The organism is Microbacterium sp. Beta, assembly GCF_005502545.1.
In the GTDB taxonomy this organism is placed as follows: domain Bacteria; phylum Actinomycetota; class Actinomycetes; order Actinomycetales; family Microbacteriaceae; genus Microbacterium; species Microbacterium oxydans.
This window is the reverse complement of the sequence record NZ_SCOG01000029.1, coordinates 17935-43694: the sequence shown is the minus strand read 5'-3', so window position 1 is coordinate 43694 and position 25760 is coordinate 17935. Positions and strand designations below refer to the sequence as shown.

21 protein-coding genes and 2 pseudogenes are annotated in these 25760 nt (G+C 66.0%); 11 read left to right on the top strand and 12 right to left on the bottom strand.

Features of this window, described 5'->3' with window-relative positions; genetic code table 11:
* Positions 1–295, top strand: a pseudogene (locus FFS56_RS18490) (DNA polymerase Y family protein); the annotation flags it as partial.
* Positions 295–3753 (top strand): error-prone DNA polymerase, encoded by a 3459-nt coding sequence (locus tag FFS56_RS18485; RefSeq protein ID WP_127012055.1) that lies wholly within the window; start codon positions 295–297, stop codon positions 3751–3753. The pseudogene FFS56_RS18490 and the gene FFS56_RS18485, both read left to right, overlap by 1 nt.
* A 15-nt stretch (positions 3754–3768) precedes the next feature.
* Here FFS56_RS18485 and FFS56_RS18480 read toward each other — a convergent pair whose 3' ends face one another.
* Together FFS56_RS18480 and FFS56_RS18475 are read right to left on the bottom strand one after the other, a co-directional pair.
* Positions 3769–4152, bottom strand: a complete 384-nt coding sequence (locus tag FFS56_RS18480; protein WP_046749353.1) for a hypothetical protein — start codon at positions 4150–4152, stop codon at positions 3769–3771.
* Positions 4153–4487: 335 nt separating this feature from the next.
* Positions 4488–5090: a TetR/AcrR family transcriptional regulator C-terminal domain-containing protein gene (locus FFS56_RS18475; protein ID WP_061017096.1), complete on the bottom strand. Its 603-nt coding sequence runs from the start codon at positions 5088–5090 to the stop codon at positions 4488–4490.
* Positions 5091–5278: 188 nt separating this feature from the next.
* Between FFS56_RS18475 and FFS56_RS18470 the strand changes: the two genes are divergently transcribed.
* From FFS56_RS18470 to helR, 3 genes and pseudogenes are all read left to right on the top strand, one after another.
* Complete coding sequence (locus tag FFS56_RS18470) at positions 5279–6514, top strand: MFS transporter (RefSeq protein WP_127012054.1); 1236 nt, start codon at positions 5279–5281, stop codon at positions 6512–6514.
* On the top strand, positions 6511–8100 hold the full coding sequence (locus FFS56_RS18465) for an amidohydrolase (RefSeq protein WP_046749356.1): 1590 nt from the start codon (positions 6511–6513) through the stop codon (positions 8098–8100). Before FFS56_RS18470 ends, FFS56_RS18465 begins: the two co-directional genes overlap by 4 nt.
* A 125-nt stretch (positions 8101–8225) precedes the next feature.
* Positions 8226–10355 (top strand): annotated as a pseudogene (gene helR / locus FFS56_RS18460) (RNA polymerase recycling motor ATPase HelR); the annotation flags it as partial.
* Positions 10356–10385: 30 nt separating this feature from the next.
* Here the strand turns inward: helR and FFS56_RS18455 are convergent.
* Complete coding sequence (locus FFS56_RS18455; RefSeq protein WP_127012949.1) at positions 10386–11210, bottom strand: ATP-binding cassette domain-containing protein; 825 nt, start codon at positions 11208–11210, stop codon at positions 10386–10388.
* Complete coding sequence (locus tag FFS56_RS18450) at positions 11210–11878, bottom strand: FCD domain-containing protein (protein ID WP_046749359.1); 669 nt, start codon at positions 11876–11878, stop codon at positions 11210–11212. Before FFS56_RS18450 ends, FFS56_RS18455 begins: the two co-directional genes overlap by 1 nt.
* A gap of 167 nt (positions 11879–12045) precedes the next feature.
* On the opposite strand from FFS56_RS18450, the gene FFS56_RS18445 reads away from it, so the two are divergent.
* Positions 12046–13815 (top strand): 2-isopropylmalate synthase, encoded by a 1770-nt coding sequence (locus tag FFS56_RS18445; protein WP_208644302.1) that lies wholly within the window; start codon positions 12046–12048, stop codon positions 13813–13815.
* 15 nt (positions 13816–13830) lie between these two features.
* Here FFS56_RS18445 and FFS56_RS18440 read toward each other — a convergent pair whose 3' ends face one another.
* A complete protein-coding gene (locus FFS56_RS18440; RefSeq protein ID WP_046749361.1) occupies positions 13831–14415 on the bottom strand; it encodes an NADPH-dependent FMN reductase in 585 nt (194 codons plus the stop codon).
* A gap of 195 nt (positions 14416–14610) precedes the next feature.
* Here FFS56_RS18440 and FFS56_RS18435 point away from each other — a divergent pair, with 195 nt between their 5' ends.
* Both FFS56_RS18435 and FFS56_RS18430 read left to right on the top strand, forming a co-directional pair.
* Positions 14611–15117, top strand: coding sequence for a hypothetical protein (locus FFS56_RS18435; protein WP_127012052.1), 507 nt, complete (start codon positions 14611–14613; stop codon positions 15115–15117).
* Between the two features lie 68 nt (positions 15118–15185).
* The gene (locus FFS56_RS18430) at positions 15186–16376 is read left to right on the top strand and encodes a M23 family metallopeptidase (protein ID WP_046749363.1); all 1191 of its coding nucleotides are present in this window, start codon (positions 15186–15188) and stop codon (positions 16374–16376) included.
* A 153-nt stretch (positions 16377–16529) separates the two neighbouring features.
* Here FFS56_RS18430 and FFS56_RS18425 read toward each other — a convergent pair whose 3' ends face one another.
* The 5 genes from FFS56_RS18425 to FFS56_RS18405 all read right to left on the bottom strand — a co-directional run bounded on the left by FFS56_RS18425 (position 16530) and on the right by FFS56_RS18405 (position 21429).
* Complete coding sequence (locus FFS56_RS18425; protein WP_127012051.1) at positions 16530–17165, bottom strand: hypothetical protein; 636 nt, start codon at positions 17163–17165, stop codon at positions 16530–16532.
* 351 nt (positions 17166–17516) lie between these two features.
* A complete protein-coding gene (locus tag FFS56_RS18420; protein WP_108717372.1) occupies positions 17517–18152 on the bottom strand; it encodes a TIR domain-containing protein in 636 nt (211 codons plus the stop codon).
* A gap of 8 nt (positions 18153–18160) precedes the next feature.
* The gene (locus FFS56_RS18415; RefSeq protein ID WP_137772274.1) at positions 18161–20104 is read right to left on the bottom strand and encodes a tetratricopeptide repeat-containing protein; all 1944 of its coding nucleotides are present in this window, start codon (positions 20102–20104) and stop codon (positions 18161–18163) included.
* Positions 20105–20164: 60 nt separating this feature from the next.
* Complete coding sequence (locus FFS56_RS18410; RefSeq protein ID WP_137772273.1) at positions 20165–20626, bottom strand: TIR domain-containing protein; 462 nt, start codon at positions 20624–20626, stop codon at positions 20165–20167.
* Positions 20623–21429, bottom strand: a complete 807-nt coding sequence (locus FFS56_RS18405; RefSeq protein ID WP_124895798.1) for a rubredoxin-like domain-containing protein — start codon at positions 21427–21429, stop codon at positions 20623–20625. Before FFS56_RS18405 ends, FFS56_RS18410 begins: the two co-directional genes overlap by 4 nt.
* 68 nt (positions 21430–21497) lie before the next feature.
* Between FFS56_RS18405 and FFS56_RS18400 the strand changes: the two genes are divergently transcribed.
* Positions 21498–22121 (top strand): hypothetical protein, encoded by a 624-nt coding sequence (locus FFS56_RS18400; protein ID WP_137772272.1) that lies wholly within the window; start codon positions 21498–21500, stop codon positions 22119–22121.
* A gap of 6 nt (positions 22122–22127) precedes the next feature.
* Positions 22128–23117, top strand: coding sequence for a thymidylate synthase (locus FFS56_RS18395; RefSeq protein ID WP_137772271.1), 990 nt, complete (start codon positions 22128–22130; stop codon positions 23115–23117).
* Between the two features lie 10 nt (positions 23118–23127).
* Here the strand turns inward: FFS56_RS18395 and FFS56_RS20645 are convergent, their stop codons facing one another.
* Positions 23128–24129 (bottom strand): nucleotide kinase domain-containing protein, encoded by a 1002-nt coding sequence (locus FFS56_RS20645; protein WP_171011056.1) that lies wholly within the window; start codon positions 24127–24129, stop codon positions 23128–23130.
* Between the two features lie 19 nt (positions 24130–24148).
* Complete coding sequence (locus FFS56_RS18385; RefSeq protein WP_212742682.1) at positions 24149–24538, bottom strand: sulfate permease; 390 nt, start codon at positions 24536–24538, stop codon at positions 24149–24151.
* A gap of 211 nt (positions 24539–24749) precedes the next feature.
* Here FFS56_RS18385 and FFS56_RS18380 point away from each other — a divergent pair, with 211 nt between their 5' ends.
* Positions 24750–25751, top strand: a complete 1002-nt coding sequence (locus tag FFS56_RS18380) for a DNA-processing protein DprA (protein WP_137772270.1) — start codon at positions 24750–24752, stop codon at positions 25749–25751.
* Positions 25752–25760: the final 9 nt, after the last annotated feature.

Here is a 25760-nt window from a genome sequence, read left to right as displayed (position 1 = left end):
CCTTCCCGACCCCCTGCCGGCCGAGGTCTTCCGACCGCCGAGACCCATCGGCGTGGTCGCTGCGGACGAGAGCACCATCAGCGTCGATGAGCGGGGTTCGCTCTCGAACGACCCCGCCCGCATCGACGGATCCGCCGTGCAGGCCTGGGCAGGACCCTGGCCCGTGCACGAACGACGCTGGGCGCCAGGGGGTGGGAAGCAGGGACACCGGCTCCAGATCGTCGACGACGACGACCGTGCGTGGTTGGTGTTCTGCACCGGCGAGCGCTGGTGGGCCGAGGGGAGGTACCGCTGATGGGCTGGCACAATCCGCCCCTGTCCTGGAACGATCTGGAGCGCACCCTCAGCGGCGAGGAGTCGCGCCCCCCGGTCGCCGAGCCACGAGGGCAGCGGACGGATCCGGGACCGGTGAGCCGCCGGCGCAAGCGCACTCCCCCCGTCGCCGTCCCCCGTCCCGCGGACGCGGTCCCCTACGCCGAGTTGCATGCTCATTCGTCGTACTCGTTCCTCGACGGGGCGTCGTCCCCCGAAGACCTCCTCGCAGAGGCCGAGCGACTCGGCCTGACCGCTCTCGCCCTCACCGACCACGACGGCTTCTACGGAGCCGCGCGCTTCGCCGAGGTGGCCGATCTCATGGAGAGCCCGCTGCAGACGGTGTTCGGGGCAGAGCTGTCGCTCGACCTGCCGGCGCCGCAACGGGGTTCCGCGGATCCCGCAGGCGAGCACCTGCTGGTCCTCGCACGAGGCATGGAGGGATATCACCGACTCTCGGGGGCGATCACTTCTGCGCAGCTGCGGGGAGGTGAGAAGGGGCGCCCGGTCTACGACCTGGACGATCTCGTGGCACGCGCGGACGGGCACTGGACGATCCTGACCGGATGCCGGAAGGGCGCCGTGCGTCGCGGACTCGAAGCGGGGGACGCGGGCACGCCGCTGCGGTCGCTCGTCGACCTGTTCGGAAGCGACAACGTCGTCGTCGAGCTCTTCGATCACGGCGACCCCCTCGACACTCGACGCAACGACGCTCTCGCCGACCTGGCGCGTCGGATGCGGCTGCCGGTGGTCGCGACCAACAACGTGCACTACGCCACACCGGCACAGGCGCCGCTCGCCGAGGCCGTGGCCGCGGTCCGCGCGGTGCGCAGCATGGACGAGCTCGACGGCTGGCTGCCCGCGCACGGAGGGGCGCATCTGCGCAGCGGTGCGGAGATGTCGGCGCGCTTCCAGCGGCACCCCGGGGCGATCTCGTACGGGCTCGAGCTGGCCGCGGCCTCGGCCTTCCCGCTTCGCCTGGCTCGACCGGCCCTGCCGCAGCAGAAGGTTCCGGAGGGGCACACTCCGATGACCTGGCTGCGTCACCTGGTGTGGGAGGCCGTGCCGTCGAAGTATCCACGACTGGACGATGACGGCCGGCACCGGATCGCCCGCGAGCTCGACGTGATCGAGGAGAAGGACTTCCCCGGGTACTTCCTGATCGTGCACGGCATCGTCGCGGAGGCCCGGAGGCGCGGCATCCTCTGCCAGGGCAGGGGGTCGGCTGCGGCGAGCGCGGTCTGCTACCTGCTGGGCATCACCGCGGTCGATCCGATCCTCTACCGTCTGCCCTTCGAGCGGTTCCTCGCGACCACGCGGACGGAGGAGCCGGACATCGACGTCGACTTCGACTCCGACCGCCGTGAGGAGATCATCCAGTGGGTGTACGCGGAGTACGGGAGGGAGCGGGCTGCCCAGGTGGCGAACGTCATCCAGTACCGCCCCAAGAATGCGGTGCGCGACATGGCCAGGGCTCTCGGTCACTCCCCGGGCCAGCAGGATGCCTGGTCCCGCCAGGTCGACGGCTGGGGAGCGGGACTGGAACCCGCAGAGGGGCACGACATCCCCGAGAACGTGCTCGCCTACGCCGGAGAGCTGCTGAAGGCGCCACGACATCTCGGCATCCACTCCGGGGGCATGGTGCTCACCGCGCGCCCCGTCGGAGAGGTCGTTCCTGTGGAGCACGCCCGCATGGAGAACCGCACGGTCATCCAGTGGGACAAGGACGATGCCGCCTTCATGGGGTTGGTGAAGTTCGATCTGCTGGGACTCGGGATGCTCGCCGCCCTCCAGCACTGCTTCGACCTGATCCGGGAGACCACGGGTGAGGAGTGGACGCTCGAGACGATCCCGAAGGAGGAGGCCGGCGTCTACGACATGCTCTGCCGCGCGGACTCGATCGGCGTCTTCCAGGTGGAATCCCGCGCACAGATAGGGTTGCTCCCCCGCCTGCAACCGCGGAGCTTCTACGACCTCGCCATCCAGATCGCCCTCATCCGGCCCGGCCCCATCCAGGGCGGGGCCGTGCACCCGTTCGTCCGGCGCAAGATGGCGAAGGACCGCGTCGACGAGGAGAACCGGGAACGGGTGTCGCGGGGGGAACCGCCGGTGGAGTTCACCATCCCCTACCCGCACAGCGATCTGGAGGACATCCTGAAGCGCACGCTGGGCATCCCGATCTTCCAGGAACAGCTCATCCAGATGGCCACCGCCGTGGGCGACTGCACAGCGGACGAAGCCGATCTGCTGCGCCGGGCCATGGGCTCCAAACGGGGCCTCGAGAAGATCGAGAAGGTCAGGGACAAGCTGTATGCGGGGATGGCGAGGCGCGGGCTCGTCGACGAGGCGGCGGATCGCATCTATGCGCAGATCCAGGCGTTCTCCAACTTCGGTTTCGCCGAATCGCACTCGCTGTCGTTCGCACTCCTCGTCTATGCCAGCTCCTGGTTGAAGCTGCACTACCCCGCCGCGTTCCTCGCGGGACTCCTGCGCTCGCAGCCCATGGGCTTCTACTCCGCCGCGACCCTGACCGCGGATGCCCGACGGCACGGAGTGGAAGTGCGCCGCCCCGATCTGCATCTCTCCGGTGCGATGGAGCTGCTGGAGCCGCTCTCCTCGGACACCCCGAGAGGGCCGACCGGCCAGGATCCGTGCCTGAGCGTCCCTCAGCCGCCGGTCCTGCGCTTCGACAGGTCTGCCGCGGATGAATCCGCCGCGCACCGCAGAGACAGCGGGTCCGCTGTGCGGCTGGGGCTCGGCGGCATCCGTGGGATCGGCATGGCGATGGCCGAGAAGATCGTCGCCGAGCGCGAAGCGAACGGCCTCTATCGGGACCTGAACGACCTGGTCAGACGCACGGATGCCACGGCCGCCCAGCTGGAGGCACTCGCCACCGCCGGGGCCTTCGACTGTCTGGGCCTGGAACGCCGGGAGGCCATCTGGATGGCGGGAGCCGCCGCCGAGGATCGCTCCCGTTTCCTCCCCGGGACCACGGTCGCGGTGCAGCCGCCCCTGTTCGCCGATCAGAGCAGCTACGAGCGACTCTCCGCCGACCTGTGGGCGACCGGGGTGTCGACCGACGACCATCCCCTGACGCACTTCCGGGAGGCTCTGCGCGCTCGCGGCGTGCTGACAGCGGTCGACCTGCAGAGGCACGAGGCGGGTCGACGCATCGAGGTCGCCGGGCTCGTCACCCATCGTCAACGACCGGCCACGGCTTCCGGGATCACCTTCGTGAACCTCGAGGACGAGAGCGGGCTGGTGAACGTCGTCTGCTCGGCCGGGGTCTGGAACCGCTACCGCCGCGTGGCCCGAGACTCACCGGCGCTCATCATCCGCGGCATCCTGGAACGATCGGCCGAGGGCGTGGTCAATGTGCTGGCCGATGGGTTCGAGGATCTGCGCACCGGTCTCACGCATCGCTCCAGAGACTTCCGGTGACGATGCGTGCCGGGTTCACCAGAAGCGCTCCGGCTCCTCTGCCGGCGGGCGATCGGCTCCGCCCCACCGGTCCGCTTCGGCCTTGGCGGCATCGGCAGCGGCATCGGCTTCGTGGAGAGCCACCTTGGCACCGGTGTACCCGGGACCGAGGGGATCGACGAGCAGAGTGGTGTGCGCTCCTGCGCCCCCGATGGTGACCGTGCACCTCAGCACCCGCCCGATCCAGCGGGAGAAGTCGCCACTCGGGTCCTCTTCGCGTCGGTAGCGGATGCCGGTGTCGAGGTCGACGATGGCGAGGACCACCGGCTCATCGGTGAGCGGATCGACCTGCTCCGTCACGTCGATGCGATGGCCGTGGGGGATGGCGACCTGAGCGGTGAGCACGAGCAGTCTGTCCATGAGTCCACCCTAGAGAAGCACCAGAGGAAGACAACAGCGAGTCCCCGCTACCCGAATTCGAAAATTTCTTTGTCCCCCAAATGGCGGACAAGCCGATTAAGCGATATTCTGCTCTCGTAGCGGGGGCTACGAGGCTGATGACCTGGGGAAATCAGCCGTGAGCGCAGCGAGACCTTCGCCGCCTCCCCTACCGTCCGGGAAGGGCGGTGAGCCCTCTCGGCGGCACCGTCTGGGGCGGGTCATCGAGAGGGCAAATCTCCCCACTGCACTGCACTGCGCTGGACTCGATCCACGGCATCCTTCGCATCGCCTCGGCGATCGTGCACCTCCGGCGATCAGCGCGCAAGTCGTGTGCGCAGGGATTCCAGGAGAAGGTCAGCCCCGAGCTCGAAGGTGCGATCGGAGCGGGCGCTCCCCCGCTCGGCCCCGTCGATGAGGCGTCCGAGCGTGCGGGTCGGCTCCCCCGGCTGCCAGATCTCGTCAGGCGATGCGAGATCGAGACCGAAGCCGATCGCGAAGGCGTCGATGACGGCGATCACCGAAAGCACCTCGTCCTCGGGGAAACCGCCGTCGACGAGCGCCGAGGCGAGGTCGTCGTATGCGGCGATGACGGCCGGATGCGTGATCGTCTTCCCCACGAGCAATGGAACGAGCTGCGGATGGTCGGCATACATCCGGCGCTGGGTTCGCAGCACCGCGAGCACGAAGACATCCCAGGGTTCGCCGTCCCACTGCACGAGGTATCCCTGCACGAGCTGCCCGCGGATGAGTTCGAGTATCCCGTCCATGCCGTCGACATGGTTGTACAGCGACGAGGGGCGCACGCCGAGCTCGCGGGCTATGGCATTGACCCCGAAGGGCCGGCCGCCTCTCGCGAGAGCGAGGCCCGCGGCGCCGATGATCTCCGGAGACAGGAGCGGTGTGGAGGGCCTCGGCATCGGGGGCTCGCTTTCTCCGGCGGACCGGTCGTGAGTTCGGGGGTTCCGCAAGAACCCCCTCCTGTGCATAATAATGAACACCATTCGTTTACGAACACCATTCGTTTATGAACTCGTGCCCCATCCGACGCACACCCGTTGTCTCCCCTCCCCGCGCACAATGCCGTGCCGACTCCCCTTGGAGCTCCATGACCACGCTCGATCTCCGCACCAGAATCCCTCTCCGCTTCCCGACAGCGGCCGCGACCTTCGCGATCGGCATCGCCGGGTACCTGGGCGTCAACCTGTCGCCGTACATGATCACGGCCGCCCAGACCGGCCTCGGCCTCGACGTGCTCGCCGCCAGCTGGCTCGTGACCGCGACACTCCTGCTCACCGCCGTGACCGGACTGGCGATCGCTCCGCTGTGCGCCGGCACGCATCGCCGAACCGTGGCCCGCGCGGGACTAGGTCTCGCCGTCGTCGGCTTCGCGACCGCCGCACTCGCACCCGCCGCCATGCTCCCCGGCCTCCTCCTCGGCGGCGTCGGAGCGGGCGGAGCGGTCGCCGCGTCGGGCGCAGCGCTCGCCGCGTTCCGCAACCCGGACCGGGTCGCCGGCTTCAACGGACTCGCGAACCGGGGCGTCATCACCGTGGTGCTCGCCGTCATCCCCCTGATCGGCCTCGCGCCGATCGATGTGTTCGGCGCGCTCGCCCTGTTCTCCCTGATCGGGCTCGTCGCCACCGCCTGGCTGCCCGCCGCCCCCGTCGTCGCCCCGCAGGCCGGAGCAGCCGTCGCCGAGGCGATGCCGATCGAGGTGCCGCCGACTGGGACGGTCAGGACGTCCCCCACCCGCACACGGACCGTCACCGCGGCCGGCGTCGGCCTCCTGCTGGTGTTCGCGCTGTGGGCGGCCAGCGAGGACTCGCTGTGGGCCATGGCGGGCGTGATGGGTGCGGAACAGGCCGGATTGACGCCGGAGGGACTCGGCATCGCGCTGAGCGGCGCGACGGCCGGCGGACTGCTCGGTTCGCTGCTCCTCATGATCGTGGGGGCACGTCTCGGGCGCGCGGTACCGCTCGTGATCCTGCTCGTCGCCGGCGGTGCGCTCAAGATCGTGGAGGGCTTCGTGACCGATCCCACCACGTTCATCGTGACCTTCATCGCCTGGAACTCGGTGTACGCGATCGCCTTCATGTACTTCGTGTCGACATCGGCGGCCCTGGATGCCGACGGCCGCTGGTCGGGCCCCCTGCTCGCGGTGTACCTCGTCGGGTCGGCCCTCACCCCCGTCATCGGCGCAGCCCTCGTCGGCGTTCTCGGCTATCAGGGATTCGCGGTCGCCCTCGGCATCGCGAGCTTCGTCCTCGCCGTACCCGCCGGGGCGATCGCCCTCCTATCGACGCGTCTGGAACGCATGACCTCTCAGGAGACCACCGCATGACCCGCACCCTCTATCGCAACGCCCGGATCTTCACGGGAGACGAGTCCCGCTGGGCGGAGGCCATCGTCGTCGACGGCGAGGAGTTCATCCACGTGGGCTCCGAGGCGGAAGCCCCGCACGCCGACGCGGAGGTCGATCTCGGAGGACGCGTCGTCCTTCCGGGGTTCACCGACGCGCACACCCACCTGCTCATGATGGGCGAGGCGCTCGGACAGGTCGGACTCACCGACGCCGCATCGCTCGAGGAGATCCAACGCCGGTTGGACGAGGCCCGCCGCACCACGTCGGGAGTACTGCGCGGACGCGGCTGGCTGTTCGACGCGATCCCCGACGGGGAGCCGACCGCGACGATGATCGATGCCGTCGTCGCCGACATCCCCGTCTACCTCGATGCCAACGATTACCACTCCTGTTGGGTGAACACGGCGGCGCTGCGCGAGCTGGGGATCACGCGGGACACCCCCGACCCGCTCGGCGGACGCATCGCCCGCGACGCGTCCGGCGAGCCGACGGGGATGCTCTATGAGACCGCCGCACAGCAGTACGCGTGGGCGCAGCGCGACGCCTCCACGACGGACGCTCAGCGGGATGCGGCAGTCGCACGGGTCGTGTCCGCCTACCTCTCCGCCGGCGTGACGGGGGCCGTCGACATGGCGTTCGACGAGCTCGGACTCGCTGCGCTCGAAAGGGCAGCCGAACGCGGCGAGCTGCCCCTGCGCGTCGCCGCGCACTGGTTCGTCGCGAACAGCGGAGACGATGCGGCGAACCTCGCGCAGGTCGCTCAGGCGTCGGCGCACGCATCGGCGTCGACGGCGGGTGTTCGCGTCGTCGGGATAAAACTCGTGCTCGACGGCACGATCGACGCGTGCACTGCCGCCATGGGAGCTGCCTACGCCGACGGCTCGAACGCCGAGCCGATCTGGCCGGCCGCGCGGCTGCTGCCGGTGGTCGCGGCGGCGGACGCGGCGGGACTTCAGATCGCGATGCACGCGATCGGCGACGCCGCGAGCGCACTCGCCCTCGATGCGATCGAGCACGCCGTCGCGGTGAACGGCGACCGCCCACGTCGGCACCGCATCGAGCACCTCGAGTACGCCGCGCCGGGAACCGCCGGGCGGATGGCGCGGCTCGGGGTGACGGCCTCCATGCAGCCCGTGCACGCCGACCCCGCGATCTTCGCGAACTGGGCGGCGCAGATCGGCGACGATCGCGTCGCCCGCGCGTTCGCGTGGTCGGAGTACGACGAAGCAGGAGCACTCCTCGCCTTCTCGACCGATGCGCCGACCGCCCCCTACGAGGCGCTCGCGAACATGTACGTCGCCGCCACACGTGCCTCGGCGCTGGTTCCGGGTGTGCCGGCCGTCGACCCGACTCAGGCACTTCCGCTGGAACGGGCCATCGCGCACGCCACCAGGGACGCCGCGGCATCGATCGGCGACGGCACCTGGCGCGGCCGCATCGCGGTCGGATACGCCGCTGACTTCGTGGTGATCGACACCGACCCGTTCGCGGGCGATCCTGCCCTCCTGCTGGGGACACGCATATCGCAGACCGTGATCGCCGGACGCACCGTGTACGAGAGCTAGGGCGAAGAGCACCTCTCCTGCGCATTTCCAGGATATCGCCGAGGTGGGGGCTTGCCGCAAGGCCCCCACCCTGAGGCAGAATCGACCCTCGCTCGTGCGAATGACGCCCGGCGTGAAGGAGATCCATGCCTTTCGACCCGTTCCACCTCGCGGACGATCTGCGCGCGAAAGCCGCTCCGGAACTGATCGCCGATGACCGCGAGCATCTCCGGAGGATCGCCAACGCTCTCGAGCTGCAGCGCGCAGATGTGATCTCGCGACTGACGCAAGCGCGCCGCCGGGAAGCGGACCTCGGAGATGCCGTCGTCGACCGGGACCTGGAGATCCGCCGACTGAGCGGACGCCTTCGCGTGCTCGAGCGCTTCGGCCTCGACATCTGCCTCGGCCGGATGACCCTCGACGATGGCGAACATCGGTACATCGGCCGCACCGGCCTCGCGGACGCGGACGGGTCCCGGCTCCTCATCGACTGGCGTACTCCTGCCGCAGAGCCGTACTTCGCGGCGACCCTCGAGCATCCGCGCGGTGTGATCTCCCGACGTCGCTACCGCTGGACCGACGGACGCATCCGTGACTACTGGGATGAGGCGCTGAGCGACGCGGCGTTCGACGGCGCGGCCTCCCTCGACGATCAATCCGCGTTCATCGCCAGCCTCGGAACTCATCGCACGGCCAGGATGCGCGACGTGCTCGCGACCATCCAGGCCGACCAGGATGCGATCATCCGCACCTCGTCCAGGGGAGCTCTCGTCGTCGACGGCGGCCCGGGCACGGGCAAGACCGTCGTGGCACTGCACCGCGCCGCCCAACTCCTCTACGCGGAGCCGCGCCTCACGCAGAGTGCGGGCGGCATGCTGCTGATCGGCCCTCATGCGCACTATCTCGCATACGTCGAGGACGTGCTTCCCAGCCTCGGCGAGGACACCGTGCGACTGGCGACCATCCGCGACCTCGTCCCGGAGGGAGCCTCGGCCTCCGGCGAGCGGAGCGCCGAACACGACGCCCGAGTGGCGCGGCTGAAGGGCTCGCTCGACCCCGTCTCGCTGCTCGACGCTGCCGCGAGGTGGTTCGAGCGCCCGCCGCATCACGCCATGCGTCTGGAATCGCCGTGGGCCGACCTGTGGCTGAGTCGCGACGAATGGGCTGAACTGTTCTCGAACGCCGACCCTGCCATCTCGCACAACGAGGCACGCGACGAGGTGTGGGAGGAGATCCTCGAGCTGCTGACGGACCAGGTGGACGACGAGGATGCGCCGCCCCACATGGTGCGGAGGTGGCTGCGTCAGGACGAGGAACTCACCAGGACGTTCATGCGCGCCTGGCCGATGCTGTCCCCGACATCGGTCGTCGCACGACTGTGGAGCTCACCCGAATTCCTGCGGCATTGTGCGCCGGAGCTGTCACCGGAGGAGATAGCACTCCTGCAGCGGGACGAGTCGACGGCCTGGACCGTGTCGGACCTCCCGTTCCTGGACGCCGCGCGCCGCCGCATCGGCGACCCCGATACCGTCCGCGAGGAGCACCGACGCCAGGCCGTGATCGCTTCCGCCCAGGAACAGATCTCCCACGTGGTCGACCACCTCATCGAGGACGACGACAGCGAGATGAAGGTGATGTCGATGCTGCGGGGCCAGGACGCACGGAATGTGCTGCTCGGTGTCGACGCTCCCCCCGCGCTGCGACCCGACGAGCTGTCCGGGCCGTTCGGACACATCGTCGTCGACGAGGCACAGGAGCTCACCGACGCGGAGTGGCGGATGCTCATCGCCCGCTGCCCTTCGAGGAGCTTCACGATCGTGGGAGACCGCGCGCAGGCACGTCACGGATTCACCGAGAGCTGGGAGGCCCGACTCGCCCGCGTCGGACTCCGCGACGTCAGGATCTCTCATCTGGGGGTGAACTACCGGACGCCGACCGAGGTGATGGAGGCCGCTGCTCCGGAGATCCTCGCGGCGATCCCCGACGCGAACGTCCCGTCCTCGGTGCGCGAGAGCGGAATGCCGGTGCGTCATGACGTCGTCGCCGCACTCCCGCGCCTGCTGGAGGCTTGGGTCGACGCGCATCCGGACGGCGTGGCGTGCGTGATCGGCGCCCCCGACTTCGCCCCGACCGCGCGCGTGCGATCCCTGACGCCCGAGGGTGCGAAGGGCCTGGAGTTCGACCTGGTCGTGCTGGTCCATCCCGATCAGTTAGGACGCAACGTGACCGGCGCCGTGGACCGCTACGTGTCCATGACCCGATCCACCAGCGAGCTCATCGTGCTCCGGCGAAGCGACGCTCCGACCTCACCCGACGAGGACGCGACCGGTGAGGGCCTGCCAGCGCTCCTCGCGCCGCTCGATCCGTATGGGGTATGCGAACGCCGCCGTCACCAGGGGTGTCGTGAGCACGGCGTCGGCCTGCCCCTTGGCAACGATCTCCCCCTTCGCGATCAGTGCCGCATGCGTGGTCGACCGGGGCAGCTCCTCCAGGTGATGCGTCACGAGGACGGTGGCGAGTTCGGGCTGCGTGCTGTGCAGCAGATCGAGCGTCTCGAGGAACTGCTCCCTCGCCGCGACGTCCAGACCCGTCGAGGGCTCGTCGAGGAGAAGGAGCGCGGGGTCGGCAAGCAACGCGCGAGCGATGAGGGCTCTTCCGCGCTCTCCCTGGGACATGGTGGGCCACGTTGCGGCCTCGATCGCCTCGAGACCCAGCAGCGCCATGAGGTGCTCGACGCGCGCCAGGATCGCCGGGGAGGGCTCCCATCTGTTCATCATCTCCGTGGTCCCCGTCGCTCCGGTGAGCACGACCTCTCGCACCGTCAGCGGCGAGCGCAGCGGGTGACGCGGATTCACGTGACCGATGGACTCCCGCAGCTGTCGGATCTCGACGCGTCCGAGCTGCTGTCCGAGCACGTGGACAGAACCTCTGGTCGGGTGCGCCTGCGCACCGCACATGCTCAGGATCGTGCTCTTACCCGCTCCGTTCGGCCCGATGACGGCCCAGTGCTCGCCCTGCCTGACGGTGAGGTCGATGCCGGTCAGGATCTGCCGCGCGTTGCGGACGACGTCGACGCCCCTCAGCGCGAGGACGTCGCGGGGGCCGGAGCCGTCGAGACCCTTCGCCGACATCACGACAGCGCCTCGCGAAGGGTGAGGAGATGAGCCCGACTACGTTCGGCTGCGGCAGCTTCGTCGTGGTCGGCGATGGCTTCCACCTGCTCGGCGTGCGCGTCCTGGTCGGTGTCGTCCCCGAACGACCGCCGAATGCGGAGCATCTCGACCATGGCTTCACGCAACCGCGGGGTGAAGCTGTCGAACAGGTCGAGGAGCACCGGGTTGTGCGCGGCGGCCACGATCGTCCGATGAAAGGCGGTGTCGGCGTCGACGTGTGCCTCGATATGGGAGCGGTGCGCGGCGCGATCGGCGAGAGCACGGCGGATGCTGCGCAGATCCGCGGGAGTGCGTCTCGCGGCGGCGAGCGCGGCGGCCTCCGTCTCGATCGCGATGCGTGCCTCGATCACCGCGACGATGTCGGCCTTGCGCAGGACAGCATCCCAGTCCTCCGGGGCTTCGAGCGCGGTCACATAGACTCCAGCCCCCTGTCGCGAAGCCAGCACTCCGCGCCCGGCGAGCTGCCGGATCGCCTCGCGCACGGTGGATCGACCGACGCCGAGCTGCAGGGCGAGCGTCGTCTCGCCGGGGAGCTTCTCCCCCAGCGCCCATTCCCCGTCCGTGATGCGTCGCCACAGCAGCTCGGCCGCCTGGTCCGCCAGCGGCGCCCGTCTCACCTGTGCCATTCGCGTGGCCTCTCGTCTACTTGTCTGAGGAGTTCTGCTACAGTCTAGCCATGTTCTCGTCAGAGCACCTCCTTCTTCGCCGCCACGGCGGGGCGTAGCCGGACCGGCACCCCGCCGTGGGGTCGAGTGTGCCGGTCGCCCCTCTCCGAGAAGGACGCCGCATCACCATGACCACGACATCGCCCATCCATGACTCCGCCGCCGGCATCGACGGCGCTCCCGCCTGGAACCGACAGAAGAACTCGCCGATGCCCTCGCACCGCTACCGCGACGTCTACTCACGCGTCGAGGTGCCGCTTACCGAGCGGGACTGGCCCACCCATCGACTCACGGCCGCCCCGCTGTGGGTGCCGGTCGACCTGCGCGATGGCAACCAGGCTCTCGCCGAGCCGATGGATCCAGCCCGCAAGCGCCGGTTCTTCGAGCTGATGGTGCGGATGGGGTACAAGGAGATCGAAGTGGGATACCCGTCGGCGTCACAGACCGACTACGACTTCGTGCGGCTGATCGCGGACAGCGACATCGCGCCGGAGGACGTGACGATCGTGGTGTTCACCCCCGCGCGCCGCGATCTCATCGAGCGGACGGTCGACTCGATCCGCGGCATCGCCAACCAGGTCGTGATCCACATGTACACCGCGACAGCCCCCGCGTGGCGCAGCCTGGTGCTGGGGCACGAGCCCGAGGAGCTGAAGCAGCTCATCCTCTCCGGCGGCCGCGACGTGTGGGAGCTCGCCGAGCATCTGCCGAACGTGCGCTTCGAGTTCTCCCCCGAGGTGTTCAACCTGACCGAACCCGACTACGTGATCGACATCTGCGATGCGATGACCGAGCTGTGGCAGGCCACCCCCGAGCGGCCGGTGATCCTCAATCTGCCGGCGACGGTCGAGATCGCCACCCCGAACGTGTACGCGGATCAGATCGAGTACATGCACAAGAACCTCGCACGCCGTGACTCCGTGATCCTCTCCGTGCATCCCCACAACGACCGCGGGACGGGTATCGCCTGCGCCGAGCTCGCGGTGCTGGCCGGAGCGCAGCGGGTGGAGGGCTGCATCTTGGGAAACGGCGAGCGCACGGGCAACGTCGACATCGCGACGCTCGCGCTGAACCTCCACGCGCAGGGCGTGGATCCCATGATCGACTTCTCCGACATCGACGAGATCCGCCGCACCGTCGAGCACTGCAACCGGATCGCGGTGCACGCCCGCCACCCCTACGTCGGCGATCTGGTGCACACGGCGTTCAGCGGCACGCACCAGGATGCGATCAAGAAGGGCTTCGCCGAGCACCGCGCCCGCGCCGCCGCGGAGGACCGCGATGAGAGGGAGATCGAGTGGCGGGTCCCCTATCTGCCGATCGACCCCGCGGACATCGGTCGCGACTACGACGCCGTGATCCGCGTCAACTCGCAGTCGGGCAAGGGAGGTATCGCATATCTGCTGGAGAGCGAGTACGGGGTCGAGCTGCCTCGGCGCCTGCAGATCGACTTCGCCCGGCACGTGCAACGGCACACCGACGCGACCGGAGCCGAGGTCACGGCGGCAGAGTTGTGGGACGTCTTCGAAGCGGTCTACCTCCGCGCCGTTTCGGGCAGTGATTCCGGGATCTGCCTCATCTCCTACGACTCCGCCGACGGCGAGGGGAACCCACGCACGCGCATCACACTCCAGGTCGAGGGCCGCGAGCACACGACGGTCCACCGTGAAGGCGGCCCGATCGAGGCTCTCACTGCGGCGCTCTCCGCCCATGGCGTGCGCGTGAACATCGTCGGGCTCCACCAGACGAGCGTCGGATCGGGGGCGGAGAGCGATGCTCTGACATTGCTCGAGCACCGCACCTCGGCGGGAAGCGCGTGGTCGGCCGGCCGCGGACGATCCGTGCTCTCCGCGAGTCTGTCCGCAGTCATGGCGGCAGTCGCCCGCTCCGGAAGCTGACTCCTGCCTCGAAGCTCAGTCCTGGTCGCCGACGTGGCCGGGTGCCGTGAGGGAGAGCACGCGTTCGACGAAGGCGGCGTACTCCTCCATGTAGTGCTCGAGGAACTTCTTCGTGCCGGCATCCTCGACCGTGCCGTCGGGGCCGAACATCTCAGGACGGTAGGTCAGATACGCCTCGGGGGCGTTCAGCTGAGGGGCGTTGAGGAAGCTCAGCACACTGCGCATCGAGGACTGCATCACCGCGGTGCCGATGGCGCCGGTGGAGGCTCCGATGATGCCGGTGGGCTTGCGGGCGAACGAGTTGTGACCCCACGGCCGCGACCCCCAGTCGATCGCGTTCTTCAGGGCGCCGGGGATCGAGCGATTGTACTCCGGCGACACGATCAGGAGCCCCTCCGCGCGCTCGACCGCGTGCTTGAACGTGGTCACGGCGGCGACCGGATCGAGTTCGTCGTCACGGTTGTACAGCGGCAGATCGCGGATCGGGATCTCGACCATCTTCAGGCTTGGCGGGGCCAGCTTCACGAGCGCGGTCGCGACGACGCGGTTGATCGAGTCATGGGCGAGGCTTCCGATGAGGTAGCCGATCCGGTGTGCCATGCGGATACTCCTTGCTTGTTCGGATGTGCTTGTGCGGATGTGTCCGTCGGATGTACTCGCGTTCAGGCTAACCCTGTGCCACGCCGGCGCAACCCCCTCCTGGGGCGATGAAGTGCTCGATTTCCGCTGAACACTCCGCGCGGCGACGGGTCGAGATCCCCGCGAGGGGCGACCCGGACCGCTACATTCGAAGGTATGAATCCCCGTCGCCCCACACGTCTGATCGCGGTCGTCGCACTCTTCGGCGCTCTGGCCACCGTTGCCGCCGGGTGTGCTGCGGAGCCGACAGCACCGACGTCCACCGCCACCCCCACCCCCACCGCCACCGCGACCTCGACCCCCCAGCCCGAGCCGACCGGCGACCCCACGAGCACTCCGACGCCGCCGACCGATGACGCGGACTACGGGGCCTTCACCTACGACGAGCTGGCTCAGATCTGTGTCGATGCGACCGTGTCGACGTTCGCTCCCGACGTCCGGTTCGACCTCGACAGTGCCCGGATCGAACACCGCACGGTCGACCCGGAGTGGCTCGTGATCGTCCCCGCTCACACTGGAGGAATCGACGGGCACTCACTGTGCACGATCGGCGGCACCCCTTCCGCTCCCGTGCTCGAGCTCTCTTCCGGATCCATCACCGACCTGCCCGAAGACCAGATCCAGCGGCTGATCCGAGGCGAGAACGAGGGAGGCGACCGCTAGTGTGCGGCACGGACGCAGATGACTCGCCACCGACACCGCGACCACAGCCGACCCTCTCCCGGCGCGCCATGCTCTTCGGGGCGGGCACCCTGCTCGGCGCAGCCGCGGTCAGCGCGGACGTCCTCTCCCCAGGGCTGAGCGCCACCGCCGCCGGAACCTATCTCCGCCCCTGCGGCGATGTTCGCATCTCCGATTCGTGGCAGGGACACAAGAACCGCAATCCCCCGTCCGCGGAGCCGGGGACGGACTACGCGGTCGAGGTCGGCACCGCCGTCAGGGCCGCGACGGACGGTGTGATCATCGACCGCAAGGACTCCACGTCGACGGCGACCGGTCGATACCTCGCCCTTCGCGCAGACGACGGAAACTATCTCCGGTATCTGCATCTGTTGTCGAGCATCGTCGCCGTCGGGACACGGGTCACGCGCGGGCAGGTCATCGCATACTCCGGCGCCTCCGGATTCGGCAGCGAGAACGGGTACGGGGCCCATGTGCACGTCTCACTCTGGGTCAACGGCACACCGTCGCAGCAGGGGTTCGCCGCGTCGGTGGACTTCGAGAACTACGTGGTGGGTCCCACACAGCCCAGCGAGCCCGTGAAGTACTACGTCACGAGGTACGACAACACCGTGTGGGCCGTGACGCCCTCGGCGATCATCCCGCTGACCTTCGCCCAATGGCAGGCGGCCGGCTCTCCCCCTCCGTTCTCCGCACCGACCGACTACGTCAGATACCCCTGGTCGACGACGATCAGCGCCGTCACGATGTTCGGCACGCCTCAGTCGCGCTGGATCTGGCGGCACCTCACACTCGACGAGTGGAACAGGGTCGGGCGCCCAACTCCGCGAATCGCCGGCTGGATCAAGGACTCGGTCTACTACCAGTGGGCCGGGTCGTCGCAGATCTTCGTACAGGACGCGGGCGGGGTGAAACACGCGCTGACCTACGCGGAGTGGCAGGCGTCCGGGTTCCAGCCGTTCGAGAAACGCTCGACGCAGGGCTTCGTGAAGCTCTCCTGGGATGGGAACATCGCCTTCCTGACAGACTTCGCTGCGGGCAAGGGCGGGCCGATCACTCAGAAGCAATGGGCGGCTGAGGGGTATCCGACTCCGACGGTCGCGATGCGCTTCCCCGGAGATCAGCTGTACAAGTTCAATGGCGACCCCACCATCTGGTACGCGGGCCCCACCGTGAACAGGCCGATCACCTACGCGGAATGGGGCATGCTGGGCTACCCCACTCCGACCATCCGTCGCTGAGGTCCGAAAGGGTCCGCTACTCGTGCGGAGCGAAGCTGATGCGCTCCGCTCCCCCCAGCCGCAGGGAGAGAATCGCGGCAGGGGAACGGGTCTGCCGCTTCGTCTCAGTTGCCTCTCGGCGCACAGAGGTTCACAAGAACGCTCACGCCTCCACTAACCCGCAAGGTCCGCGGCCGTCAGCGTGGGAGGCAGATCGTCGCCGCTGTCTCGATCGACGCGGGTGTACGTGACATCGCCGCCGCGCGCACCAGCGGAGCTCTCCGTTCGATAGATCCCTGCAGACACGCCTGTGACGTAGAACTGGGAGGCAGCGTCGCCCTCGAGCTTCGTCGAGGTGATGAAGAGGAGATATCGGTGTCCGACTTCCAGAAGCGGCGCAGGAACTTCCTCTTCGTCGACGGATCCCATCTGCCGGATGACGATCTGCTCCTCTGGAGTCACCTCTGCCGCCGCCTCCTTGTTCGAGGCGAGACCCTTGGGCCGGAGAGGTGCGATGACCGTTACCGTGGAGAGCGTGTACGGGATCTCTTCCTGCACGACCTCCTGGCTCTTCACGACGACATCGACGATCGCCTCGCTGTCTCCTGAGAGCACGGACACATCCGAATAGAGGGTGTGGCGTGAACTGACGATCGTCGTCGTCGTGGAGCACGCCACCATCGCGAGAGACAGCGAGACGAGCGCTACGAGAGCGGCAGTGCGGCATCCAGCGTTTCGCATCTTTCTTATAAGCCCTCCGCTGATGGATCGTACCCCCGTTGTCACCAACCTAGGGAACACAGCGACCACCGTATGTAGGCCGTTCGGCGGACGCGCGAACGAGGTCATCGACGCCGCTGAGACGGCATGAAGAAAGCCCCGGAGTCCGCGTGTTCTTGCGGTTCTCCGGGGCTTCTCTGGTCGGGCTGACAGGATTTGAACCTGCGACCCCTTGACCCCCAGGCGTCCAGACGGCTCCCGCGAGACCGATTTGCGCATGATTCCGGGCGTCAGATCATGGACATCACGTCATGCGATGCATGGTTTGCATGATTCTGGTCCCCTTCTGGTCCCCTTGAATGAGGGCTCCGGACAGCTCCGCCTTGGCGTCAGCACACAGTCTCTGCCAGGAGACACCTACGCTGGGGCGCGCCTCGACCTTCACTGCGGTTCGCATGACGAGTTCCGCTCGCGTAATTTGCCACCGACATTGAGCAGGGACGAACGAGAGGTCCGCCCATCGAAGGCGTGCTGAATCCAGGTCCGAAGGGAACTCTGGCTCGCGGGTGGTACGTAATAGTTCGCGTACCCCGTCTCGTTCTTCGGCGCAAGGTTGGCGGACAGTCGCGCGGGGAGGCTGGGGCTGGACCCGGCGACGGACGGCAGCTGAACTGCTAGCAGGCCGTTCGGAGTAGGGTCGGAGCGGAGGCTCGTGTATATTTCCCAGTCCACAAACTTTCGGGCCCAGGTGCATTCACCAATCGCTACGAGCGTTACGGTCGAGTCTCGCAAGTATTTGGTCTTAATCGTCTGACGAATGTACGCGACGTTCGTCGAATCTATGATGTCGGAGCCATCTTCTTCCATGCCGATAGCGCGCGGTATGAAGACATCCGTATTCTCCTCAATAAACTGAAGGACCTCCACCGCGTCTACCGCGTGGTAGCTGACAAACACTTTGTGGCGACCAGGAGACGAGGCGGTTTTCCGATCTCCCTCCGCAACACTCTGGTACTGCCGTGTTATTGCAGCCAGTTCCCGCAGGGCGCTCTGAGTGCGCGAGCTGTACGTGACCATAGTTTCTCCTAACGCGCCTGTTCTATCACTGCTCTGAGTCGTTCGATCACGTCCTGTGGGTCGCCATACCTAGCTAAGAAGCCCAGCTGGTACTTCGTGGATCGGACCTGATCGGCGTTGCCATGCCGAGCCGCCTCTGCGTACTGCTCCGCAGCCTCATCAACCGGATCACTGTTCTCAAGACACTCATGCAGCGTGAGTTCAGCACGTGTTGCGAGCGCCCAATAGTTGGTGGGCTCGTCCGCGATCGCAAGCCTGTTGAGGAAACGGGAAACGGTCAGGACCTCGTTGAACTCCTCACGGAAGGGGTCGTCCCTTTCCCGTCCGCTGAGGCGGAGTGCCATAAGTAAGTTGACTCCGGTGTAGTAGCTGGGATCGCTTTCGAATCCTGCACGATACTTCTCTGCCATCTCACGGAAAAGGCTGGCCGCGACGGCTGGATCTCCGCTGTCGAGCCGATTCTCCAGCTCTCGTTTGATCAGCCCTCCCCAGCTGCCGTATGTTTCGGAGTCCGCGTAGCCTGCGCTCTCGGCATCTTCAAGGTACTGACGAGCCGTCCGCCAGAGTTCCTGCCGGACAACAGGGTCCTGCGCATCCTCCCCTAGACGCCGATAGACCATAACGCTCTCTTGAAGCCAGATCCGATGCAGCGGATCATCAAGGTTTGGTTGAGCGACTTCTAGAAGTGCTCGCGCATCCTCGTAGGCTTCCTCCGCGTGCAGGCCGATAGCGAGTTCAATCCGAAGGCTACGTCGCAGCGCTTCGTGAACGTCGGCCGTAGAGCCTACCCAGCGGGCAGCGGCGTTCATCTCGTCGGCGTCAGATGACTTGACCGCCACACTGACCCGGTTGCGCGCCTCGTTCTCAGCGGTAAGCGCGTCGGTGACCTCTGACAACTGGGAGTAGGGCCTCTTCACTGTAGCCAAGTCAAACCAGCTATGCGCCGGGCTATCGACTTCAACCTCACTCGTTACTCGTTCGACGACAGGCCGCAACGCTCGTATCGCTTCCTCGGCTTGCCTATCCGAGACTGCCTGGCCCCGGGTGAACGAATGAATCCGAATCATGTTGATATCGAAGGGTGGCGCGTGGCGCGCATGCCCCTCAATGTGCGGATTAACAAGAACTGTGGCTCGGTCTGCGAATATGTGCCTGACACCGAGTTCGTATGCAACATTAAAGTTCGTTGTCGTGAGGTCGACTAAAGCAAGATCGGAGTTAGCTAAGGCCGCCAGCATTCCCGAGTGTATGATGCCGCTGTCTGTCTCCAGGTCTGCCCTGTTCCAGCTAATATCAGCGTCTTCAAGTAATGGACGATAGATCTTGTGGAAGGCCGGATCGCAGTCCACCTTCTTACCGGTTCGAACATCCTTTTTCACTCCGTAAGGCATGACGATGAACGCCGAGACTTGATCATGAATAGGGGCTAGGTCGAGTGAAAAGTGACCCCTCTCCTCGGCCTGAAGGACCAGATTGTCGGTGACTGTTGGGACCCCCGGGTCGGGCGCCGGACGGATGGTAATGACCCAGACGCGTTCGTCCGTTCCTTCGACCAGTGCGCGCGCGTCGTCGAGCATCGTGAGGTTGTGTTCATTGAACGCCTCCGCGGTCTCTTCGACGGGGCGATCTCCTTCAACTAGGTCGACAGCCGTGTTACCGACTACTCGGTCGAAATGTGTGAGCCAGCGTTCACCTCTTGGTTCGACGCTGGTTCTCCTAAAGTCTTCTTTCGCGAAGGGTAGGACGATCCGCAGCGGAATACCTTCCGAGAGCGCGGCACGGGCAAAGAGAATATCCGAGCCGGACGCGAGTGCTCCAACCATGCGACTTGGCTGAAGTGATTGTAGGAGTCCTTTGAGTCGAATCAGGAGGTCGTTCTCGGAGGTCTCCGGCAACCGAGGTGATGCTCGCTCGGCTTCATCGGCTTGCACTCCGGCGTACAGGATGATCACTTAACCACCTCGAATAGTGAGCGCTTAGCTATGCGCAGTCCAGAAGCCATCGATTCGATTTCATCGCCCACAGGTGGTGGGCGTGTTCATGGGCATTCTCATGCCGCGGGAGGTGGCGGCGATCGCTCGCTCGATGGCATCGTCAAACTGATTGACATCGGCCGGCTTGTTCCAGTCGAGAATCTCCGCGCCGTACTCCGTCAATCCTTCGGGGACTGGGGCGTCGGGATCGATGCGGATACCAATGATGCCCTTTCCCTGTTCCTTGCTCCACTGGATCTCTTTCTCAACCCAGTCACTTTGAGAGGTCTCCTTCCCGATGAGCACGATCGTCGCCGATGACCCTTTGATCCGTTCCTTGATCTTTCGACTGATGTAGTCAGCGTCCTGGCTCTTCACGGGATCGAGCAGGTGCCGCCCCGTGAAGTCAACGTTGACGTTTTTGTTGAATGTCATCAGGTTCAAGCCACGGGCTTTCATCTGATCGGCATGCTGGTAACTGATAAAGACTCGACGTGTCATGAGCCCTCCTCGGCCGGAGCGAGCGTTGCCATCTGCTTGCACAACGGACACTTCTTCAGCAGCGCGCCGCTCTTAATGACATATCCGCACTCTCGGCATCGCCACTTGCGGTTCTTGGAGCTGTTGGGCACCTTCGAAAGCTCAGCGTCCGTCTGGTAGTAGTCGGGAGCGTCCGCCCAGCTAAATCCGTCCTCCCGCCCCCACGAGGGATATGCGTAGCCCGATCGAGCACGTGCGAACGTCTCGACGCGCGCGACTTCGCCGAGGTAATCGGCCGTGCGGTCGGGGCGGTCGTCGCAGATGCTGCGGAGCGCTGCCACCGTCTCAACGTCGATCGGCTTCATCGTGCGGAACTGCGTGGAACAGATGGCTGCGAGTGGCTCATCCAGATCGCTCGCAAGGATGGGGTCGATGAAGTGCATCTTGTCGGCAGCGAGGGCATAGTCACGGTTCACCGCTCCCTGGGTACCTTCCGTGTACCAGCCAACGTGGTAGTACCCGGAAATCACCCTCCCCTGGTGCGGTTTGCGTGTCGTGAGGAAGAAAATGGTGGCCGCGCCATCGAGAACGATCCGGTTTCGCATGGACGGCTCGCAGGTGGAGAACAAGCCGTATGTTCCGGTCTCGATGTTTGGGTCGCTCTTGTTGTCCGCAGGTCGGGTGATCTCGCGGACTGGCCATCGCGCGAGGGGCTCGGAGAAGTAGACGGACAGGTAGCCGCGGCCAGCATCGGGGAGCTCGCGCCACGGGTCGCCAAGGCGACGCGCCGCTGCGCCTCCCTCGTGATCCCGGTTCTGTCGCATAGCTTGATGCTAGGGGTGACCTCTGACACATCCCGGGAGCCACGCTGGGCGGAGCGAAGGAGCTGGTGATGGCCAAGACTGATCTCACCATCCGCCGCGGTGCGGTCATCGTGTTCGAGGGCCTCGACCAGACCGGCAAGTCGACACAGTTGAACCGCCTCCGAGGCTCGGTCCACTCGGAGTCCACAGTGTTCGCTCACATGCCAACCGGCTTCACTAAGTTCACCGAACGGGTGTACAGAGCACTGGAGGGCGAGGTCCCTGACGAGAAGCCCACGTCGGGCCTCGCCCAGCAACTAGCGCACCTCGCGTGCCACGCGGAGTCGGTGCCTGATCTCAAGCGAGCTGCGGAAACGCGATCTCTGATTCTGGATCGTTGGTGGTGGTCCACCCTCGCTTACGGCTGGTACGGCGGATCAGTGAAGCAGTCAGGATTCCCTGAGTCGAGCTTCAAGGAACTCATCGACACAATCTGGTCGCCAATCACGCCGTCTATCGTGTTCGTTTTTCTCGAACCCCACCACCTCGACCCAAACAACGCTCCGGGTGTGCAGGACGGCTATCGAGCGCTCTTGAAGGAACATGCCGAGTCCGCGGTTGTTGTCCCGATAGCGAACGAAGAAGCGACACACTCGTTCGTGACTAAGACGCTTCTGGATCGCGGACTTGCTGCCCGAGTCGAGAATCGATGAGCCACGGTGGCTGTCTATCGAAATGTGGAGCAGGCGTTCTTAGCCGAGTTGCATGCCGTTGTTGACTTTGGAGATCCTGTTGAGGTCCGCGGAGAGCGGACCCGGGAGTTGCGGGCGCGACTTATCGAGGTGTCTGATATTCGGTCTCGCTACGTTATGCTCCCCCACCGAAACAACAATGTTTTTGCCTCGATAGCGGAGAGTATGTGGGTGATCGCGGGCCGAAACGACTTAAGCTTCCTCAGCGCTTATCTAGAGCGCGCGGTCGACTTCTCGGACGACGGCCTTACATGGCGCGCTGGGTACGGTCCGCGGCTCCGGAATTGGAACGGCGTGGATCAACTTGCGGAGATCGTGAAGATTCTCCGGGAAGAACCACTCTCACGCCGTGCCGTCGCCAGCATTTACGATCCGGATCGCGACTTCATCGAGAGTCGAGATATCCCTTGCAACAACTGGCTTCACTTCCTCATGAGGGATGGGCGTCTCAACCTCCACGTTGCCGCCCGCAGCACCGACATATGGTGGGGATTCTCCGGCATCAACGCCTTCGAGTGGACATTACTGCTTGAAGTGATGGCGCGGTGGCTCCGATGCGCGCCTGGGCGACTGGTTTTCTTTAGCTCTTCCCTACATCTCTACGAGCGCCACTTCGACAGGGCTTCGCGTCTCTTAGCCAGTCAACCGAACCGGGCGACGTCCGGCGAGGCGGAGCAGCCGCGGTTTGATACAGACTGGGAGGACGCGCCCGCCGTGTGGGACGAGTGGATGCGTCTGGAGGTCGGCATCCGCTCTGGCCAAGACCTCTCGACGCTCGACTGCAACCTCACCGACCCGCTCCTGCTCGCCTACATTCGAATGATTGATCTATATTGGTCCGCGCAAAGGGGAGTCGAATCCGGGGTCCTAGATGAGAAGCTAGCCGCACTTGGGGACGGCAGACTTGCTGCCGCCGCGCGCGAGTATCTTGAACGGCCTCAACAGTTGCACCACTGAGCCCGACGGCCTAAGTTACTGACGCGAGCGCGCTCGAACGGCCCGACACCCGCTGGTTGATGCCCCACTTTGGCGGAAAGAATGGCGTTGCCGGAGGGCCTTGAGGTGCGAACTGCTGCTTGATTCTGTTACGGCTTCCGACTCCGCGCACATTGGGGTGCATCACTCGCGCGTACTTGTCGGTTTCGCAAAACAGATTCTGGCAGTCGATGAGTGTCAAAGCCCTGCCGAACAGGTCGTCAAACTCGATGCCTTGCTCTTCGAACTGTGCCTCTTGCGTGTCGACCATCCAGCGGATGATGTCTTCCGGAGAAACGCCATTGAGCTGCGGAAAGCACTTCGCGATTCCACTGCGTGCGCCCGGCCCAGGCACGACATAGTCGTTCTCATCAAAGTCGATCACCGAGGTGTAGTTGAGGTCGATCGCCAGCTGATAAGAGAGGAAGGGACCGAGTGAAGGAAAAGCCGAAATTGTCTCAAAGACCTCGCGAAGAGACTTAGCACGCTCGATTTGCGCGGCTACCCCGGAACCCATCATGTGCTCGGCTAACAACAGATGGTTGCGGTGCTTCCGAACCGCGCCGAACGGCGGTGGTGGAACGATGTACGCCGCAGAGTAAACTCTTTCGCCGCTAGCAATCTTTGCGTCTAGAACCTTGCTGTAGGCATTGACATCGAATGTCGATGTTGTGATCTGGCCGAATCTAGATTCCAGCGCGTCCCATGTCGATGGCTTGTTGAAGAAGCGAAATAGCAGAACGCGCAAGACGAGGTTTTCGGGGTCCTGAGGACCCTCGTAGGCGATACGTATCAGATCTTGTGACACGCGGTCGGCGGCGCGGTAGGCGTTAGTGAAGCGATACTTCGAGAGGACTGCGTCATCGGTCCACGGACCAGGTTCGCCACGTAACCTCGCGTGATACACGTGCTGCCGTTCAGCCGCGAAGTGCCAGTAGGACGAAAGCACCTCTGAAACGCCGACATCACGTCGACCAACTCTGGCGCGCCGCATCAGGTCCTCCTGTCGGTGCTTACCTCCGGCTCCCACCTGTGTCTAGGTTGTCACGAGGAGGCCGGTCATGCCCGGAGACGCGCCAGCGTCGCTCGTGGTTCAGGCATGCGTTCTTCGCGCGTGAGTGGTTCGACGCCATGAGTAGGAGGCTAACGGGCCCGATCCAGAGGAACTTGAAGGCGTTCCAGACGAACAGCAGGACCAGCAGGTACAGCCAGCCGGGGCCGCCGTCGTTGATGATCGTGGTGCAGATGGCGGCCGCGTAGAAGTAGACCCCGGCGAGGAGCATGGCGGGGATGCCCCACTTCAGGCCGCGGCGAGTGCGGATCGCGTTGAGCAGCAGGTTGATAGGTGCGTAGCGGAGTACGCCATAGCCTCGTGCGCTGAGCGCCACGGATGTGCGGAGCATTGCGGGCCTCTTTCCTCGTCATAGCGCGACGGTGTTCCGTCGTGGAGGCGGCTATGAACCGAGTGCCCTCAGAGGGGCTGTCCCGTAGGACCCGCGTAGCTTGAAGAACCTGCCTCGTCATCCAGTCTACGAGCGTGCTCTGACAGAGGGAACCCCTCGGCGGGCGGGCGTGTACCTGGTCGGTGACCTTCGGAGTGAGAGGACACCGATCATGGCGACGCTGGCGGAGCAGGTGCAGGGCGAGCGGATGGCGCGGGTCGCGCTGTCGATGATCGCCGAGCCCAACGATGGAGCCTCCGGGCAGGTGCTGGCTTGTGTCGGAGGGGTCGAGACGCTGCGGCTGATCGAGTCGGACGATCCGGTGCCGGGTCTTGCTCGCGCCGACGCGCTGATGTGGCGCGAACGCCTCGCCGCGCGGATCACGCCTGCCCTGCTCGGCCGCGTGGCCGAGACTCAGGGCGGGGCGTTCGGCACGCTCATCCCGTCCGATAAGGACTGGCCGGCCGGTCTGGATGATCTGGGCGACCGTGCCCCGTACCTGTTGTGGACGCGCGGGGCGACCTCGCTTCTGACGAGGGCGCTGAGCGATCGCGTCACGGTCACCGGCTCCCGCGCCTCGACCTCCTATGGCGAGCATGTCACCGGCGAGCTGGTGGCGGGTGTGGTCGATGAGGAGCGCATCGTCGTCGCCGGTGGCGCCTATGGGATCGAGGGGGCCGCGCATCGCGGCGTGCTCGCTGCCGGTGGGCAGACTGTTGCGGTCCTCGCGGGCGGTCTTGACCGTCCCTATCCTGCTGGTCACGGTGAGCTGCTGAACCGGGTCGGCGACGTCGGCTTGCTGGTGAGTGAGGTGCCGCCAGGGTCGGCGCCGACCCGGCACCGGTTCATCGCTCGGAACCGGCTGCTGGCGGCGCTGTCGGGTGCGACCGTGATTCCCGAGGCGGGCGTCCGGTCGGGGTCGATGAGCACTGTCCTTGCGGCACGTGATCTCGGCCGAGGCGTTGGCGCGGTTCCCGGCCCGGTGACCAGCGCCGCCAGTAGCGGGCCGAACGAACTCATCCGACAGGGCCTCGCGACGCTCGTCACCCAGCCCAGCGACGTGATCGCCTTGCTCGACGCCGACGCGCCCGGCCGAGCGGTCACACGGCCGGAAGTCGGATGGGACTTCGGCCAGCGGCGGCCTTCACCGGGCACGCCGGGACGCTCGATCTGACCGCTCCCC